The organism is Pseudoprevotella muciniphila, assembly GCF_003265305.2.
Classification (GTDB): domain Bacteria; phylum Bacteroidota; class Bacteroidia; order Bacteroidales; family Bacteroidaceae; genus Alloprevotella; species Alloprevotella muciniphila.
Window position 1 is genome coordinate 1,889,105 of sequence record NZ_CP033459.1, and the last position, 14,582, is coordinate 1,903,686.

The window sequence follows — 14,582 nt, forward strand, 5'->3', positions numbered from 1 at the left end:
TTTGCTGTGTGTCAGTTGTTTTCGCCTTGGAAGTCCTCCTCTGCAAGGTCTTCTTCCACTACAAGGTTGTTGATAATGAAGTTCTGGCGCTCCATGGTGTTTTTGCCCATGTAGTACTCCAGGAGTTCCTTTACCTGGTCACTCTTGTGGAGCGTTACTTTCTCAAGGCGCATTTCGGGACCTATAAACCCACGGAACTCATCAGGCGATATTTCTCCAAGTCCTTTGAAGCGCGTGATTTCAGGGTCGGGCGACAGGCGCTCTATGGCAGCCTGCTTTTCCTCGTCGTTGTAGCAATAAACAGTCTCGAACTCCGAGCGGTTGTCGCTTTGTGACTTTTTCAATATGGCCGCTCCTGCCGCTTTGTCGTCCACTGCAGCCTTCTTAGCGTCGCGTATTTTTTTCTTCTTATTGCGCACACGGAAGAGTGGTGTCTGAAGGATATAGACGTGACCCTTCTTGATGAGGTCAGGGAAGAACTGCAGGAAGAAGGTAATCATGAGCAGGCGTATGTGCATGCCATCCACGTCGGCATCGGTAGCCACGATGACCTTGTTGTAACGTAAGCCGTCGAGTCCGTCCTCTATGTTGAGTGCGGCTTGCAGGAGGTTGAACTCCTCGTTCTCATAGACCACTTTCTTGGTCAACCCGTAGCAGTTGAGAGGTTTGCCTCTCAGCGAGAACACCGCCTGCGTGTTGACATCGCGGCTCTTGGTGATACTGCCGCTGGCAGAGTCGCCCTCGGTGATGAAGATGCTCGAGAGGTTGCGCACATCGTTTTCTTCGGTCAGTTCTTCGCCCTTCTTCTGTTTTGGCGCAGGGTCGTTGTAGTGCACACGGCAGTCGCGCAGTTTCCTGTTGTGCAGGTTGGCTTTCTTGGCACGTTCGCGTGCCAGTTTCGTTACGCCCGCTATGGCTTTGCGCTCTTTCTCGCTCTCCACTATTTTCTGCTGGATGACTTCTGCCACGTCGAGGTTTTTGTGGAGATAATTGTCCACCTGTTCCTTGATGAAATCCCCCACGAACTTATTGACTGATACCCCGCTGAGTTGGAAAGGACGTCCGTTCTTGTCCTTGTCGGGTGCCATGGTTAGCGAACCGAGTTTTATTTTCGTCTGACTCTCGAACATGGGTTCTATGACGCGTATGGCTATGGCTGCCACGAGCCCGTTGCGCACATCCTGCACCTCCCAATTCTTGCCGAAGTACTCTTTGATGGTCCTTGCCACATGTTCCTTGAATGCGCTTTGGTGCGTACCGCCCTGTGTAGTGTGCTGTCCGTTGACGAAACTGTAGTATTCCTCGCCGTATTGCGCCGTATGTGTGAAGGCTATTTCTATGCCATCGCCCTTGAGGTGGATGATGTTGTAAAGGCTCGGTTCTGTCATATTGTCGTTGAGGAGGTCCTCGAGACCATTACGACTGACTATGCGGTGGCCGTTATTGTAGATGTTGAGTCCGGTGTTGAGATAGGTGTAGTTCCGGAGCATGTTGCTGACGAATTCCGGTTGGAACTTGTAGTTGAGGAAGAGTGTGTTGTCGGGTTCGAAGTAGATGTATGTACCATCTTCCTCTTCCGTTTTACCCGTTACGTCGTTCACTATTTTGCCCCGCTCGAACGTTACTTCACGCATCTCGCCACTGCGGTGGCTTCGTGCGATGAACTTGCTCGAGAGTGCATTGACGGCTTTCAGGCCTACGCCGTTGAGACCGACACTTGCGGTGTAGTTGTCGTTGTCGAACTTACCGCCGGTGTTGAGTTGCGACACGGCGTCCACGAGTTTGCCGAGTGGTATGCCGCGCCCGAAGTCGCGCACGCTGGCAGAGCGCTGGTCTGTGATATCTACATCAATACGCTTTCCGAATCCTTCGTTGAATTCGTCGATACTGTTGTCTATGGTTTCCTTGAGTAGCACATATATGCCATCTTCGGCATGGCTGCCGTCGCCAAGACGCCCGATGTACATACCGGCGCGTGCCCGCACGTGCTCCATGTCGTCGAGGTGGACGATATGTTCCTCTGTGTAGTCGTTAGTGTTTTTTTGTATCTCCTTTTCTTCTTCCATTTCCGGTGGTTTGCATTCTTTTTGCGCGCATTTTCGGCATTGCGCTATAAATCGTGCAAATTTACGATTTTTTTGGGAATGAATGATATTTGAAAGTCGAAAGTTTGGCAATCAGGCTGTTCTTTGCTATGTTCGTCGCTTTCAGCAATGCCAGTCAGAAGCGCACCTAAATAACTTAAAAATCATTCAAGCCTAATTTATAGAATACTCCTTTATCTTATCCAACTATTACGGAGCACGATTCGGCTTTCAGGTCCCATGTTGAAGAGAAGGTCAACAATGCTGAGATTGGGCAGGAAGCCGTATTTTTCCTGGAACACCTGATAATAGGGGGCCGGCTTGAAATGCTGGTCGTTCCACTTTACTTTCGGGCGGATGAGTTCACGCAGATCGATGTCGCTCTCTTCGGGATGGACATAGTGGTCGCTTATCTGTTTGTGGGGGCTTATGCTCAGTAGGTCGCAGACAAGATTTTCCATAGCCTCGTTGAAATCCACTAAACATTCAAAGTCCTGGTCATAAACAGCCTTAAAGTCATCTGCATAATAGGCAAAGTAGGGACTGTTGTCGTAGGCACTGACAAGGGCGTGCCAATGCTCGCTACGCCATTTGCCATGATTGCTGATGAGCACCTCGCCGGTCCGGATTTTTTCGCCGCCATTGTGCTTTACAGGTATGCTGAGCGAAAGCGGACCTTGTGCAGTGGCTATCGTGCAGCGGTTGCGGTAAGTCTGCTTGACAAAATGATCGTGGCGTTCCTCAATGATAGGCATGCCGCTGTATAGTTTCGTGTAGTACTGAACAGGTGCCAGATAAGCGGAAGAAAGGATAATCATTCAGTGGTTTTGTGCTAATGGATTATTAGTCAATGCGTATATTCTATGACAAAAATGACTATGATTGCACTAATGAGTAATGTATAGAAAATAATCAGGTTGAGTATTAATGCTGCCAAGGTTCTCAGTGAAGTGCTTATCCAACTGCGTTGATATAGTTGCTTGTAACTATATATACGTATGAGTATGATGAATACAAGCAAGAAAGGGACTATTCCCTTTAAGAAATGAAAACAGAGTGCATCAATGATTGAGATAATGAGTCCCTGGTTACCGATATATACTTCCGAGTAGAATGTTTCTACGACGTTTAAGCGGCGTGGCTTGTCTGCACTTTTATGTTTTTCCGGCTTTGTCCTCCATGAGAAAAACAGCCACACGGAAAGCACGCTCAGGGCAGAAAGCGAAAGGTAATATACAAGTTTATGTTCGTTTACCCAAGCAAATGCTTTGTTTAAAATGTTTATGGTATTTTCAATTTCTACACCTCCGTCTAAATTAAAGTGGATATCTGATAAAGAAGAGCCGCTAACGAAATTCTCGATCAAAACGAGGATGATGACCAAGATAGCCATCATCTTGAATGGTGGAAAGTACAGGCCCCGCTTGCCGTCGATGTAGTCGCCTATCATATACCCAGGACGCCAAAAGAGGTCGCGGAGGGTTCGGAACATGGGACGATTGCCCATGCCCCAGATGTCGAGAAAAGAATGCCAAGCACTCTTCACAGTCAAGCGCTGGTACAGATTGTCGAGTCCGCACTGTGGACAAAAGCGGCCGACAAAATGATGGCCACAACTGCTGCAGCAACGTCGTGTTTCATCATTGTCAACCTTAACTACGCATTCTTTTTGCTTTTCTGCAATTTGCTGCAATGAAGATTTCAATTTTGAAACAATGGGCATAGAAATACTAAAAGACAGGTCTATTCTTCATTATTTCATGTTCCCTACCCAGTTGAAGAGACGGTTCCATCGGATTTTTCCGTCAAAGAGACCATAGTCGGGGTCGAGCGACATCCAGATGAAGAGCGGTTTTCCCACGATGTGGTCTTCAGGCACGAAACCCCAGAAACGCGAGTCGGCGCTGCAGTCGCGATTGTCGCCCATCATCCAGTAATAGTCCAACTTGAAGGTGTATTCGGTAGCCGCTTTGTCATTGATATAAATCTTTCCGCCTTTCACTTCGAGTTTGTTGCCTTCGTAGGAGCGGATGCAGCGTTCGTAGATGGGCAGGTTGTCGAGTGTCAGATTGATTTTTTCGCCTTTTTTAGGTATCCATAGTGGACCATAGTTGGCAGTGCTCCAGCGTGTTATCTTGTTCTGTGGGTAGAGCCAGTTGCTTTCAGGAGCCGACGCTGTTATCTGGCTGATGAACCCGCGGTTCACGAGTTCATCCTTTGCTTTGAGCGTGAGTGGCAGATGCTGTGTGGCAGTGCCTTCGGCAGTAGCAGATGTGTATTGCAGATCCTCGTTCGAGATGCCGAGTTCTTTCTTGGTGTCGTCGTCGAGAAATTGTTTCCATAACACATCATACGCATATTGCACATTCTCAGCGTCGGGATTGAGCTTGCCGTCAAGATAAATTTTGTTGTCCTTGATTTGGAGTGTCTGTCCGGGGAGGCCCACGCAACGCTTCACATAGTTTTCGCGGCGGTCAGTGGGGCGGCTAACCACTTGCCCGAATTCTTGCGGATTTTCGGCAATGAAGTGCTTACCCATGTTGTAAACCTTCATGAATATGGCTTGCTGCTCTTCGTAACTCATGTCGCCCCTGAGGGTGTCGGTAGCCGACTGGCTGCCTATCTCGTAGCACAAGCGATAGTAGTCCATATTCTGTCTGTTGAGTGCTACAGTATCTCCAGACGGATAATTAAATACCACGATATCATTGAGTTCGGGCTTGCCGAAGCCTTTCACACGTCGGTAGTCCCAGTGTGGCTTTTCGAGGTAAGACTTTGTGCCAGTCACGGGCATCGTGTGTTGCGTGAGTGGCATATAGAGCGGTGTTTGCGGAATGCGCGGACCGTATGATAATTTCGACACGAGCAGGTAGTCGCCTGTCAGTAGTGATTTTTCGAGCGACGACGAGGGGATGACGTAGTTTTGGAAAAAGAACTGGTTGAGGAAATACACAGCAACGAGGGCAAACACTATGGCATCCACCCAACTCATGACCATCCTCAACTTTGAATTCTTCGTCTTGCGCCACCATGTCCAGGGTATTTTCTTCGTGATATAGACATCGATGATGAAAGGCACCACGAGCAGTCCCCACCAAGAGCCCACCCAATAGCAGAAGGCGAGGTAAAGCACTGTTACTATGCTGCAGTTGATGATGCGCTGTTTCAGCGTGCGTTCTTTCTTCGGTGCTTTGTTTTCTTGTTTTTTCGATGACATCTTGCTATCGTGGGAATTACCTGCAGTAGGTATTTCTATTTTCTTGTCTGTACTCATGAGTCAGTGTGGGTATTTTCGGATTAAAAATCGAAGAGGTCATCGGTGGAAAGCAGACCTTCGTGTTCTGCAGTAAATTCTGCCGCAAGGACTGCGCCGAGAGCAAATCCGCGGCGGTTGTGTGCGCTGTGAGTGATGCTGATCAAATCCTCTTTGCTGTCGTAGTTGATGGTGTGTATACCTGGCACTTCGCCACGGCGCACAGCATCGATGCGCACTTTGTCGTCGGGGCATTCTGTCGAACCTGTCTTTGTGCCATTGGCATTGTAGGTGATGCCGAGTTGCCAGCCATTCTTGCGGTCGAGGCCATCAACCACTTGTTCAGCAAGCGTTATGGCCGTGCCGCTTGGTGCATCGAGTTTGTGGATGTGATGCGTCTCTTGCATACTCACGGCATATTGCGGGAAGCGGTTCATGATTTCCGCCAGTTTCTTGTTCACTGCACTGAAAATGGCAACTCCAAGACTGAAATTGCTTGCCCAGAACAACGTGTGCCCCTCTTCGTTGCAGAGCCGTTCCACGTCAGCCTTGTGTTCAGTCATCCAACCCGTACTACCACTTACCACCTTTACTCCCTGCTCAAATGCCTTCAGATAATTGCCGTAGGCTGCAGTGGGGGAAGTGAATTCTATGGCTACTTCTGCGCTTCGGAAGGCGTCGCTGTCGAAGTCGGCAGTGTTGTCTATATCGATGATGCTTACAATCTCGTGGCCGCGGCTGATGGCTATTTCTTCTATCATCTTGCCCATCTTGCCGTAACCGATAAGTGCTATTTTCATATTTGTCAAATTTTTTGCAAAATTACGCTTTTAAAATAAAGTAGCAAATAGAAGAAAAATGTTTACCTTTGCAGACTATAAAAAACAACGAATACAAACTCTAAACTATCGTTATTCTTATGAAAAAGATATTTATAATTCTGGTTAGTGCTTTTGCTTTTTCAGCGGCTATGCCAGTTTATGCTGAAACGGTTAATAATCAAGTTGTTGCAGTGCAGCAGGACGATGAGCCCGTCACAAGGGAGATTCTCGTTGGAAACTGGGATGTGCAGGGCGAAGAAATGCAGACCACGTTTAGTTTCAACTCCAATGGTAAACTTCTGGTGAACATGTCGCAGACTTCCAAAGAAGAAGGTATAGAGATAACTGTAAGGGTAGACATCAAGAATATAGATTGGAATGTGGAACTGGGCAAACTCATCCTGAAATTCGACAAGGCTGAAATAAACGTTGATCTTGATTTGCCGCCAATGCTTGCAGGTTACAAGGACATGTTGCTTAGTGAGTTCGATAGTCAGAAACAAGAACTTCTTGATGAAATGAAAAAACTCGGTGAAACACCCATCGAAGTGGAAATGTTAGATCAGGACACGCTCCGCGTTACTCTTTCTAATAAAGAAGACGAAGAGCCCAACATTTTTGTAAGAATCAAAGACTGAAGTATTGGTTATAGAATGCTCCTATAGAACATCTCAATAAAGAAGAAAACCTAAACGCATGACGCAAAAAATTATCATTCTCGATTTCGGATCGCAAACCACCCAACTCATCGGTCGTCGCGTGCGCGAACTCGACACTTTCTGTGAAATTCTACCCTACAACAAATTTCCTTACGATGATCCCGCCGTTATCGGTGTCATCCTCAGCGGTTCGCCCTTCAGTGTGTACGACGAGAATAGTTTCAAACTTGAATTCGACCGTCTGCGCGGACATTATCCCATACTTGGCATTTGCTATGGCGCACAACTCATGGCGCAGACTTTCGGCGGGAAAGTGGAACCCTCCGGCACGCGCGAATACGGACGTGCTAACCTTGAGCATGTAGATGCAGGAAATCCCCTTTTCAAAGGCTTCGACCAACATTCTCAAGTGTGGATGAGCCACGGAGACACCATCACGGCATTGCCTGAAGATTTCGAATGTGTAGCATCTACAAAAGAAGTGAAATATGCCGCTTATCAGGCGAAAGGCGAAAAACTATGGGGTGTGCAATTCCACCCGGAGGTATTCCATTCTCTGCAAGGCTCACTCCTGCTGCGCAACTTCGTGGTAGATATCTGTGGTGGAAAGCAAGACTGGAGTCCGGCATCATTTGTGGATACCACTGTGGCAGAACTTAAGGCACAGTTGGGCAACGACCGCGTCATTCTCGGACTGAGCGGAGGAGTGGACAGCAGTGTGGCTGCCGTACTCCTCAACAAGGCGATAGGGAAAAACCTTACCTGCATCTTCGTGGATCACGGCATGCTCCGTAAAAACGAATTCCACGATGTACTTCGCGACTATGAGTCGCTTGGACTCAACGTAATTGGAGTAGATGCCAGCGAGAAGTTTTTCAGCGAATTAGCAGGCGTAACAGAGCCTGAGAAGAAACGCAAGATTATCGGCAAAGGCTTTATCGACGTGTTTGAGGCTGAGGCAAAGAAAATTACCGATGCCAAGTGGCTTGCTCAAGGCACCATCTATCCCGACCGCATAGAGAGCATGAATATCACGGGCAAAGTCATCAAGAGCCATCACAATGTTGGAGGATTGCCCGAAAAGATGCACCTCAGCCTCTGCGAGCCGCTCAAATGGCTCTTCAAGGACGAGGTGAGGCGTGTGGGACGTCAGATGCAAATGCCCGAGCACCTCATCAGCCGTCATCCCTTCCCGGGTCCCGGACTCGCCGTGCGCATACTTGGCGATATCACCCCCGAGAAAGTGCGGGTGCTGCAAGAGGCTGATGACATCTTTATCCGCGGTCTGCGTGAATGGACCTGCGAAGATGGAGAAACACTCTACAATAAAGTATGGCAGGCCGGAGTTATCCTCCTGCCCATACAGAGTGTGGGAGTGATGGGTGATGAGCGTACCTACGAAAAGGCGGTAGCGCTGCGAGCCGTTACCAGCACAGATGCCATGACAGCCGACTGGGCACACCTCCCCTACGAATTTATGGCAAAAGTGTCGAACGAGATTATCAACAAGGTAAAAGGCGTGAACCGCGTCTGCTACGACATCTCGTCGAAACCGCCTGCAACCATCGAGTGGGAATAATAATATGAGGTTTTCTCCCTTTATAGTAGGATTGCTGAAAGAGAAATTCGGCAATGACATTCGCGTTTCGCGCGATTGTGAACTGTTGACGCTTGACATAGAGAGTGTAACGGGTGAGCACCTTGGTGTCAACAGCATGAAGCGGTTGCTGGGGTTTATTGACGATGAGCGTAACACGCGCCAGTCCACGCTCGATGTAATATCACGCTATCTGGGATATCCGGACTGGGACACATTGCGGTTGCAGGATGAGAGCAGCAGCAACTCTACGTTCGACGACCGTGACGAGTATTTGGCTTGCAATTTTGAAAAAGGACAACGGCTCGTGGTTACTTATCCTCACAATCGCGAAATTACGATGGAATATGTGGGGGAGAATCATTTTAGTGTGATTGAAAGTAAGAACAGCAAGTTGCTTAAGGGAGACTTACTGACTCTGACACATATCGTTCGCGGCTATCCGTTACTTGTCTCCGAAGTAATCAGGGACGGCGAAAATATGGGAAGTTATACAGCAGGTAAGGCACAGGGAATAAATTTTATCCTATTCTAAAGTTCTGAAAACTAAGTGGACAGTACTTCGTCGTTTACTGAAGAACAGCAAGTTTTTCCACATGCCGAACGCTTGCAAGTAGGTGGCACCACATGTGAGTGCTACCGTGTGAAGTTATATGGTAAACTACACTTTCTGAAGCGACTTAAGCCACAGTTACGAACAAATCCGAAATATGCTGCTGTTCTGCAAAAGGAGTTTGAGACTGGCTATAACTTGGACCATCCTCATTTAGTACGATATGTAGGAAAAACTGCCGATGGTGTCTTGATGGACTATGTTGATGGTGAAACACTCGGTCAGTTCGTCAGCCTTCACCCCGATTATTTCCGTAACCGCAAGAATGCCAACCGCTTTGTACATCAACTCCTCAGTGTCGTAGGCTATCTTCACGAGCGGCAGATAGTACATTTGGACCTTAAACCCGAAAATATCCTGATAACGCGTGTTGGCAATGATGTCAAACTCATTGACCTGGGTTTCTGCTATACCGACAGCTATACCGATACGATGGGGCGAACAGACAAGTATGCCGCACCAGAGCAGAAAGACGGGTCATCGCAAGTGGATGCCCGCACAGACATCTATACTATCGGACGCATTCTCCAAATCCTCCCTTGCGCAGACTTCTACAAGGGCATTATCAGGCGGTGCACAGCACAAGAACCCGAAAAGAGGTTCCAGTCTGTCGATGAAATAGAGCAAACTATTTGGTTGAAGCCTCTGAAGCGACGCATCCTATTGTCAGTAGGCATTTTGCTTACAGTAGTTCTTCTGCTTATCTTTTTTTGGAACCGTTCTCAAGATACCTCTGTTCCTTCAGAAAGCACCCACCAAAGTTCGCTTGCTGATACGGTAAATCCGGCAGTTTCATCAACTATAAATAAAGGCGGAGTGACGTTGTCTGATGTCAAATCAGCAACAGCGCAAAGGGTCAAGGAAGCCACGGACACCACACCTGCTACCGAAAAAAAGACAGACGCCTCACCAGTAATCTCTTATACACTACCTCCCCTTCCTGATTCTGAAATAGAAAAACGTATAAGATCCACCATCACCCCGATTTTTCAACGCGTAATGGGTTCTCTTCGCAACGCTGAATGGAACGATAATACCCGAAAAATATATTATGGCCGTATAAGACCTCTGAATGAACAGTGCGGCAGTAAAATCCAAGTATTATGGACAGACCTCTCCAGGCATTACGACATTGATGAAAGGAATTTCTATCAGAAATATAGCCAGGAACTCATCGCCCTGCAAAACGACCTTTACGAGCGTATGGTCAGCAACGGCAAGTAATTGAAGGAATTCCAAATGGATTAAATGGATGATTGCTTTTTCGACTTGATTACTTATTTTTGCGGTGTAATAAGTCGAAAAAGTCGCTCACAAATTTGCGTTTCTGTTAAAGACTTCTTATATTTACGGTGTCGTGTTAATACCGCGACAGACATAATTAGGAAGCGTTTAGTTATTCCGTATCTGTGAATCTCGACAACTCACTGTAAGGAAGGAATGCTGAAAACGTCATCTTTGAGTTAGTGTATATGCATATTATATATATACAACTTAAGGTGTGAGCGACTTTTCTTATTCTCCTTACAGGCAGTCGAGAGCCTTCAGATAGAATACGTTAAGTTGGCTCACACTTTCTGTTTTTAGGAGTTAAACTAAATCGACATATAAATAGGAAAAAAACAAATGTAAAAATCCTAAAATAAAAGTTGATTATGGCACTTATAAGATGTACAGAGTGTGGACACGAAATATCGGACAGAGCACCAGTGTGCCCTCAGTGTGGTTTTCCGATTATGAAAAATAACTTTTGTGCTGAATGTGGGCAACGTTTACCTGAAGGTGCGACAGAATGTCCCGATTGCGGATGCCCGATACAACAGGACGCGGATTCTTATAGTCCACAGACAAGCCATGAGCCATCTTCCGGGAACAAAAAGAAAAAGTATGCCTTAGTGTTGGTTTCAGGCGCATTGCTGCTAATTCTCCTTTTAGGTGGAGGTTATTATTTCTATCAGAAAAATCGGAATAGTGAATTTTACTCTACCCTAAATGAAGACAAAAGTCTTGTTGACCAAAACAATAATGTTTCTGCAGGCGACACTATTGCTGACGGGCAGTATTGCTATAAAGGCGATTGGGAATCGGATAAATACGGAGCGCAGCCCTGCAAATTGGTGTTTGAAAAGAAAGACGGCAAATTGAGGCATTGCAGATACACAAACTTAAAACATGATTCCCGTATAAAACTCAAAGGTACCATTCAGAATGATACATTACACTTCGTTGGCACTATACGTGGCAAACAGTTGGTTATAGACCTTAAAATCACAGATAGTGGCAACGCTCTGGTTGGAGAAGGGGCAGACTATGCGAACGGAGATAAGGCAAAACTCAAATTGACTATATCAGAAGATGTAGAAGATCTGGCTGCCAATCTTAAAAGTGATGACTCATTCGAAGCAGAGCCGGAATGGAATATGGCAGAGATTGATGCCACGCAGAATGACGCGTATGAAGATTATTCAGGAACAAATGAATATGATAACAGTGCTGTAAGTAACGCAGTTGTTGTAAGTAAGGGAGATTACGGCTATGATAACGCTTCTTCATCCGCTCCGCAATGGGTGCAAGGCACTTGGCGGCATGACGTAACGGCTCCCATGGTGGGAATGGTGGCTTCTTACACATTAGAGGTCTGCGGCAACACAATGACGTTCTATCGAAATGGAGAAATGCAATACAGCGATAACTTTACCTATCAAGACGGGCGACTTGTGGGACAGCATGGCTCATTCTCCGTAAATGAAAGGTCGCATCGGCTCGCTGACGGATCAGGTAGATATGACAAGGTTGGCGGTGGGGGTTCCAATCGTTCAGGCAGTATGCAGTTCTCCACATCTTATGATGTCATTGGCTATCTCTCTGGAAAAACTTACCGTGAAGCAAGCACAGGAGGAATGCTTCAGATACGACAAGAAGGATGCTATGTCAACGGACAGTGTATGACCGGAGCACCAAGAGTCAGTAACTTTTCTTCCACAAGTGCAGTTGTCCGGGCTTCAACCATTCCGAGCGGCAGTATCACCTTTTATGTAGATATAGTAAACAACACCATTACCGACAGCTTCGGGAATAGGTACTATTAAAGATGTCCCAAAAATCAAACCAATTAAATACCAGAAAACGATGATGAAGAAAACATTAGCCATAGTCTTTTTCTCTTTTATGGCACTTACAGCGATGGCGCAGGGGAAAAGCCCGGTGCGTCGGCAATTACCTAACATTGAAAACCAACTTAATGACACACGTCTTAAGGAACTTCACAGACGTGCGGCAAAAATATATGCAAGCACCAATGACCGTAATGTGTGGGAGGGAGGATATGCCTCAAAATGGGCAAATAAAGGTGGGCAGCTTATGCTTCTCAACTATATATATGCTGCTGATGAAGCACGTTTTGAAGAGAAGGACAATGATTACCAATGCCTTTATCACCAATCAGAATGGGAGCAAGTATGCACTGCGATGTTAGAGAACTACTTTAAGTCGCGCCAACGCAGTCTGCCGACTACCCAACCTGCGCGCTATAATGCAGTGGAAAAGGAGATAGAAGCACTTGCCGAGTTTGTTGGTTCTGTTTTAGATTATGAATATGAGTATCAATATGTGGAAGCAAGCGAAGTTGAAAGGAAACTCAACCGATATTTGACCCTGTGGCTCACCCGCGAGACTTATGCCAAAGCACCCCAGTCCGCTCTTGCTGCTCTGCAAGACGAAAGGCAGGCTTGGGAAGATTTGAGAGATTGTGTCTTATCCACTTGTGCCGACAACTTGACATGTACACGGTGGGGAGGGAATACCCTGGCAGGCAGTTTCTATCATAATGCGGTCTCGCAAAGTCAAAAAAAAGTAGATGATTTTCGTAAGGCATCTATCAAGCGTTTCTCTGCAATCATAGGTGCGGGAAATTTCAATGAACATGCCGCAGACCAACCAACAATCAGTAATCCGCAAGAACTTTTGAATACTTTTAAGGGCTATTTCGCAGATAGTGATTTCGAGGGTGATGATTGGACAATAAACGAAGTAACAGAAAACACCAAAGCCACTATCGCAGCGTATGAAAAATTCGAAGTATGCCAGAAGCGTGTGGAGGAGGCTCTGCCGGAAAATATGCGTGCGGCTTATGCCAAAGAGACGAGGGCTTATCTTAATCTGATTGATTTCGAGTGAAAACGATAAAAACTAAAAGGATAAGTCATCGCCCATTATATCACAGGTCATTCCTGGATAATTAACAACGAGACCCTTTAAAATCATACGATTTACAATGAAGAAAATTCTTTTCTTTGCAACAGTTCCCTTTATAGCATTGACGATGCTGTTACAAGGTTGTCGTTCTGCGGGTCAGCAGTCGCCTAAATCGGAGGCTACTGAGGTTGCTGATTCGGGTGGCGACACAACGGATGTCGGAATAGTGGATAATGACTTTCTGTCTCAAGAAGAGGAAGTAAAGCGTCCTGTTCGCCTGCAGTTACCGGATATTGAGAACCAATTTACCGATGCACGCCTTAAGGAACTTCACCGAAAAGCAGCAAAAAAATATGCAGATGAAAAGAACTTCAACGAGTGGGAGGATTCTGCAGAATGGGTAAATCTTGATGAACAACTGATGCTTCTCAACTATTTCTATGCTGCGGATAAATCTTGTTATAAAGAAACAGATGACACTTTTCAACCAAGTTTGTACCAGCCTACAGAATGGGAGCAAGTTTGCACTGCTATGTTGATGAGTTGCTTTAAGTCGCGCCATCGCAGTTTGCCAAATGCACTGCCTGCGCGTTTTAAAGTGGTAGAAAAGGAAGTGAATGCCATTTTAGAGAACATAGGTTTCCTTTTCTCTATTGAAAATCCTCGTTGTGTAGCCCAGGAGGGTTGTTATGTTTCAAAGATGCTTCGCCAATATCAGTACTTGTATCTCGCACGTGAAACCAATGCAAAGGCACCTAAATCAGCCATTAGTGCATTGCAAGAAGAATCTCGAGCTTGGGAGGAATTAAGATCTTCTCTATTCAGCACTTATTACTTCTTTACGTCGGAGACACAGTTTGGAGGAGATCCCGTTATGGGTGGTTCCTTTTTAACAGGAATGGCTTGTGAAGAACAAAATTATATTGATGAATTTCGTTTGTCTTCCATCAAGCGTTTTTCTGCAATCATAGGGGCTGGCGACTTCAAAGAACCTGCAGCAGGTAAACCAACAATAAATAAGCCGCAAAAATTGTTGACGAATTTAAGAGGACTTTTAGATAACGTAGAAGATACCGTCTATAAAAATATGACAATAGAAAACACCAAGGGCACTATTGCGGCATATAAAAAATTCGAAGCTTGTCGGAAGCGTGTAGAAAAAGCATTGCCGAAAAACATGCGTGCGGCTTATGCCAAAGAAACGAGGGCTTATCTTAACCTATTAGACTTTGATTGAAAAAGAGAATCAAGAAGTAAGACGTACTATGAACTAACCATATGTATCGCTTAAGGCGATAAACACGGTAGGGCATTGTCCTGCCGTCTGTGTCCGCGGGTGCAAGCAAGGTTGTCCGGGCGAA

At 46.2% G+C, this 14,582-nt stretch carries 12 protein-coding genes; 7 read left to right on the forward strand and 5 right to left on the reverse strand.

The features are described 5' to 3' along the window. Window positions 1–11 precede the first annotated feature (11 nt). The 5 genes from C7Y71_RS07635 to dapB all read right to left on the reverse strand — a co-directional run bounded on the left by C7Y71_RS07635 (window position 12) and on the right by dapB (window position 6,137). Window positions 12–2,066, reverse strand: a complete 2,055-nt coding sequence (locus C7Y71_RS07635) for a DNA topoisomerase IV subunit B (protein ID WP_111897982.1) — start codon at window positions 2,064–2,066, stop codon at window positions 12–14. A gap of 212 nt (window positions 2,067–2,278) precedes the next feature. Continuing rightward, complete coding sequence (locus C7Y71_RS07640; protein WP_111897983.1) at window positions 2,279–2,902, reverse strand: WbqC family protein; 624 nt, start codon at window positions 2,900–2,902, stop codon at window positions 2,279–2,281. 29 nt (window positions 2,903–2,931) lie between these two features. Then, a complete protein-coding gene (locus C7Y71_RS07645) occupies window positions 2,932–3,789 on the reverse strand; it encodes a DUF3667 domain-containing protein (protein WP_193215870.1) in 858 nt (285 codons plus the stop codon). 48 nt (window positions 3,790–3,837) lie between these two features. Next, the gene (locus C7Y71_RS07650; RefSeq protein ID WP_111898079.1) at window positions 3,838–5,301 is read right to left on the reverse strand and encodes a S26 family signal peptidase; all 1,464 of its coding nucleotides are present in this window, start codon (window positions 5,299–5,301) and stop codon (window positions 3,838–3,840) included. 80 nt (window positions 5,302–5,381) lie between these two features. After that, window positions 5,382–6,137 (reverse strand): 4-hydroxy-tetrahydrodipicolinate reductase, encoded by a 756-nt coding sequence (gene dapB, locus C7Y71_RS07655; protein ID WP_111897985.1) that lies wholly within the window; start codon window positions 6,135–6,137, stop codon window positions 5,382–5,384. Window positions 6,138–6,256: 119 nt separating this feature from the next. On the opposite strand from dapB, the gene C7Y71_RS07660 reads away from it, so the two are divergent. The 7 genes from C7Y71_RS07660 (at window position 6,257) to C7Y71_RS07690 (ending at window position 14,458) form a co-directional block, all read left to right on the forward strand. Beyond that, window positions 6,257–6,796, forward strand: a complete 540-nt coding sequence (locus C7Y71_RS07660) for a hypothetical protein (RefSeq protein WP_146739374.1) — start codon at window positions 6,257–6,259, stop codon at window positions 6,794–6,796. Window positions 6,797–6,854: 58 nt separating this feature from the next. Further along, window positions 6,855–8,396: a glutamine-hydrolyzing GMP synthase gene (gene guaA / locus C7Y71_RS07665; RefSeq protein ID WP_111897987.1), complete on the forward strand. Its 1,542-nt coding sequence runs from the start codon at window positions 6,855–6,857 to the stop codon at window positions 8,394–8,396. Window positions 8,397–8,400: 4 nt separating this feature from the next. Beyond that, window positions 8,401–8,949: a hypothetical protein gene (locus C7Y71_RS07670; RefSeq protein WP_146739375.1), complete on the forward strand. Its 549-nt coding sequence runs from the start codon at window positions 8,401–8,403 to the stop codon at window positions 8,947–8,949. Between the two features lie 15 nt (window positions 8,950–8,964). Next, on the forward strand, window positions 8,965–10,251 hold the full coding sequence (locus C7Y71_RS07675) for a protein kinase domain-containing protein (RefSeq protein WP_111897989.1): 1,287 nt from the start codon (window positions 8,965–8,967) through the stop codon (window positions 10,249–10,251). Window positions 10,252–10,682: 431 nt separating this feature from the next. Beyond that, complete coding sequence (locus C7Y71_RS07680) at window positions 10,683–12,116, forward strand: zinc ribbon domain-containing protein (protein ID WP_111897990.1); 1,434 nt, start codon at window positions 10,683–10,685, stop codon at window positions 12,114–12,116. A 40-nt stretch (window positions 12,117–12,156) separates the two neighbouring features. Further along, on the forward strand, window positions 12,157–13,203 hold the full coding sequence (locus C7Y71_RS07685) for a hypothetical protein (RefSeq protein WP_146739376.1): 1,047 nt from the start codon (window positions 12,157–12,159) through the stop codon (window positions 13,201–13,203). A 97-nt stretch (window positions 13,204–13,300) separates the two neighbouring features. Next, complete coding sequence (locus C7Y71_RS07690) at window positions 13,301–14,458, forward strand: hypothetical protein (RefSeq protein WP_146739377.1); 1,158 nt, start codon at window positions 13,301–13,303, stop codon at window positions 14,456–14,458. The last annotated feature ends 124 nt before the right edge of the window (window positions 14,459–14,582 follow it).